Source organism: Azospirillum sp. B506 (assembly GCF_000333595.1).
GTDB lineage: Bacteria > Pseudomonadota > Alphaproteobacteria > Azospirillales > Azospirillaceae > Azospirillum.
This window is the reverse complement of the sequence record NZ_BADK01000441.1, coordinates 1-2,909: the sequence shown is the minus strand read 5'-3', so window position 1 is coordinate 2,909 and position 2,909 is coordinate 1. Positions and strand designations below refer to the sequence as shown.

At 67.0% G+C, this 2,909-nt stretch carries 3 protein-coding genes and 1 pseudogene; all 4 read left to right on the top strand.

Features of this window, described 5'->3' with window-relative positions; genetic code table 11:
- Window positions 1–346, top strand: a pseudogene (locus I71_RS13450) (hypothetical protein); the annotation flags it as partial.
- A gap of 191 nt (window positions 347–537) precedes the next feature.
- Entirely contained in the window at window positions 538–1,263 is a 726-nt protein-coding gene (locus I71_RS13445) for a hypothetical protein (protein WP_244433817.1), read from the top strand.
- A gap of 126 nt (window positions 1,264–1,389) precedes the next feature.
- Complete coding sequence (locus I71_RS13440) at window positions 1,390–2,205, top strand: outer membrane protein assembly factor BamD (protein WP_042695365.1); 816 nt, start codon at window positions 1,390–1,392, stop codon at window positions 2,203–2,205.
- Window positions 2,206–2,213: 8 nt separating this feature from the next.
- Window positions 2,214–2,909, top strand: a 696-nt coding sequence (locus I71_RS13435) for an AAA family ATPase (protein ID WP_042695364.1), incomplete at its 3' end; no start/stop codon positions are given.

The window sequence follows — 2,909 nt, the reverse complement described above, 5'->3', positions numbered from 1 at the left end:
TGCTCCGGCTCCGGCCAAAGCCAGTCAGGCCGACATCGACAGCATGTTCGATGCTCCGGCGTCCGCTCCGGTCCAGTCCAGCCAGGCGGACATCGACAGCATGTTCGATTCGCCGCCACCCCCTGCGGCGCCTGCAGTGGCGAGCCAGTCCGACATCGACAGCATGTTCGATGCCCCGGCGCCCGCACCGGCCCCCGCGCCGGCGAAGAAGCCGGTGCCGAAGCCCGCAGGCGCCGCAACGAAGGCCAAGGCCGCTCCCAAGCCCGCCGCCCCGCCGCCGCCCCCTGCAGCGGCGGAACCGCCGACGCCGCTGGACCAGGCCGCCATCGACGCCCTGTTCGGATAAGGACGGGGCCGACGCCGGCAGGCCTGCCGAAGAGCACTCAGGTTTCCCCGGATTGACCCGCCCCGCCCGGCGATGGCCGGATGGGTGCGGTCAGCCGATCAAAACGCAGAACACAGACAAGCGCGACCAGACATCCATCACCACAGGCCACAGCCGGCCGTTTCCGAGAGGCGGGACCGAGGATGAAGCAGATGACCAAGCCCTTCATGGCCGAGCTTCAAAAGGCCCGCAAGTCCGGGCACCCGTTCCAGGCGTTGATCGAAGACGGCGCCGCCGCGGCGGCCCTGCCGGCGCCGACCCAGGTGGTGCAGGCCGACAACACCGAAGTGCTGAGGGCCGTCAGCGACCTGGGCGCCAAGCTCGACCGCTTCCTGGCGATGGATGCGGCGCAGATCGACCAGATCCAGGTTGAGATCGCCGACATTTCCGGCCGCATCAAGGCGACCAAGGTGGAAATGGCGGCCATCCGCCACCCGCTGGCCGGTGACGACAAGTTCGAGCAGGCCAGCCAGGAGCTGAGTGCCGTCGTCGCCGCAACGGAGGCCGCGACCAACACCATCATGGCCTGCGCCGAAGAGCTGGAAGAGGTGGTGTCGGAACTGAAGTCGTCGCTGCCGGAGGGCTATCACAACGACCGCGTCAACGACATGGTCGACGTCATCGTCCGCATCTATGAAGCCTGCAACTTCCAGGATCTGACCGGCCAGCGCATCACCAAGGTCGTCCGTGCCATGTCCTTCATCGAAGAGCGCGTCGACGCGATGATGGGCCTGTGGAACAAGCGCGAGTTCGAGGCGATGCCGCTGCCGCCGTCCGTCACCAAGAAGGACGAGAATCTGGACCTGCACGGTCCGGCCGAGGCCACGCCCGACAGCGGCAACATCAGCCAGGCCGACATCGACGCGCTGTTCGGCTGAGGCGCTTTCCATCCATTTTTTGCCAGACGCGGGGAGGGGCGTATCGTCCACCCCCGCGTTACCGCTTGCGGCGCCCTTACCCCGGCGTGCTATACAGGGGCAACTTCGAAAGCGCCCAAGACGACGATGCTTCCTCGCCCGTACCGCCTGCCGCTGACGGCCATCCTCCTGTCCGCCGCTCTGTCCGCCTGCTCCTCCACCAAGGAGGACGCCTATGTCGAACGCCCGGCCGACCAGCTCATGTCGGAAGCCGACGCGGCGATGCGCGAGGAGTCCTACAAGAAGGCCGCAAAGCTCTACGACGAGGTGGAGCGCCAGCATCCCTATGCCGATGCGGCCAGCAAGGCGCAGCTTCTTGCCGCCTATGCCCAATACCAGGATCTGAAGTACGACGACGCCATCCTGGCGCTCGACCGCTTCATCCAGCTTCATCCGGGCAGCCAGGACGTCGATTACGCCTATTACATGCGGGCGCTGTGCTATTACGAGCAGATCACCGATGTGCGCCGCGATCAGAAGATGACGCGGCAGGCGCTCGATGCGCTGCAGGAGGTGGTCCGCCGCTTCCCCGACAGCAAATACGCCCGCGACGCGAAGCTGAAGATCGACCTGACCAACGATCACCTTGCCGGCAAGGAGATGGAGGTCGGGCGCTTCTATCTGCGTCAGCACCAGTATACCGCCGCGATCAACCGGTTCCGCACCGTCGTTGAAAATTACCAGACCACGTCCCATGTGCCTGAGGCGCTGCACCGGTTGGTGGAGTGCTATCTGGCGCTGGGCGTGACCGACGAGGCGAAGGCCGCCGCGGCCGTGCTCGGCCACAACTTCCCCGGCAGCGAATGGTACACGGACAGCTACGCACTGCTGGTGGACGCCAACCTGCGTCCCGAGCGAAACGAGAAGTCGTGGCTCAATCGAGCCTGGAACTCCCTGTTCTAGGACGCTCCATGCTCGTGTCGCTGACGATCCGGGACGTCGTCCTGATCGAGCGGCTGAGCCTGTCCTTCCGCAAGGGCCTGTGCGCCCTGACCGGCGAGACCGGTGCCGGCAAATCGATCCTGCTCGACGCGCTGGGGCTGTCCCTTGGCGCGCGTGCGGATTCGGGACTGGTGCGCCATGGCGCCGATCAGGCCTCCGTTACCGCGGAATTCGAGCTGTCGGGCGACCATCCGGCCTTTGCCATCCTGAAGGAACAGGGGCTCGACGGCGATTCCGGCGATGGAACGCTGGTGATCCGCCGCACCGTCAACACCGACGGGCGCAGCCGCGCCTGGGTCAACGACCAGCCGGTCGGCGTCGGCCTGCTCAAGACGCTCGGCGCCGAACTGGTCGAGGTGCATGGGCAGTTCGACACCCATGGCCTGCTGAACCCGCAGACGCACCGCGGCGTGCTCGACGCCTATGCCGGCCTGTCGGCCCAGGCGGCACAGGTCGCCGCCGCCCACCGCGCCTGGAGACAGGTCGAGGACGCGCGCCATTCCGCCGCCGCCGACATCGCCCGTGCCCGCTCCGAAGAGGAGTATCTGCGCCACGCCGTGGCCGAGCTGGACGCGCTCGCCCCCAAGGCCGGCGAGGAGGAGGAGTTGTCGGAGACCCGCGCGGTGCTGATGCACCGGGAAAAGCTGGTCGACGGCATGAACGCC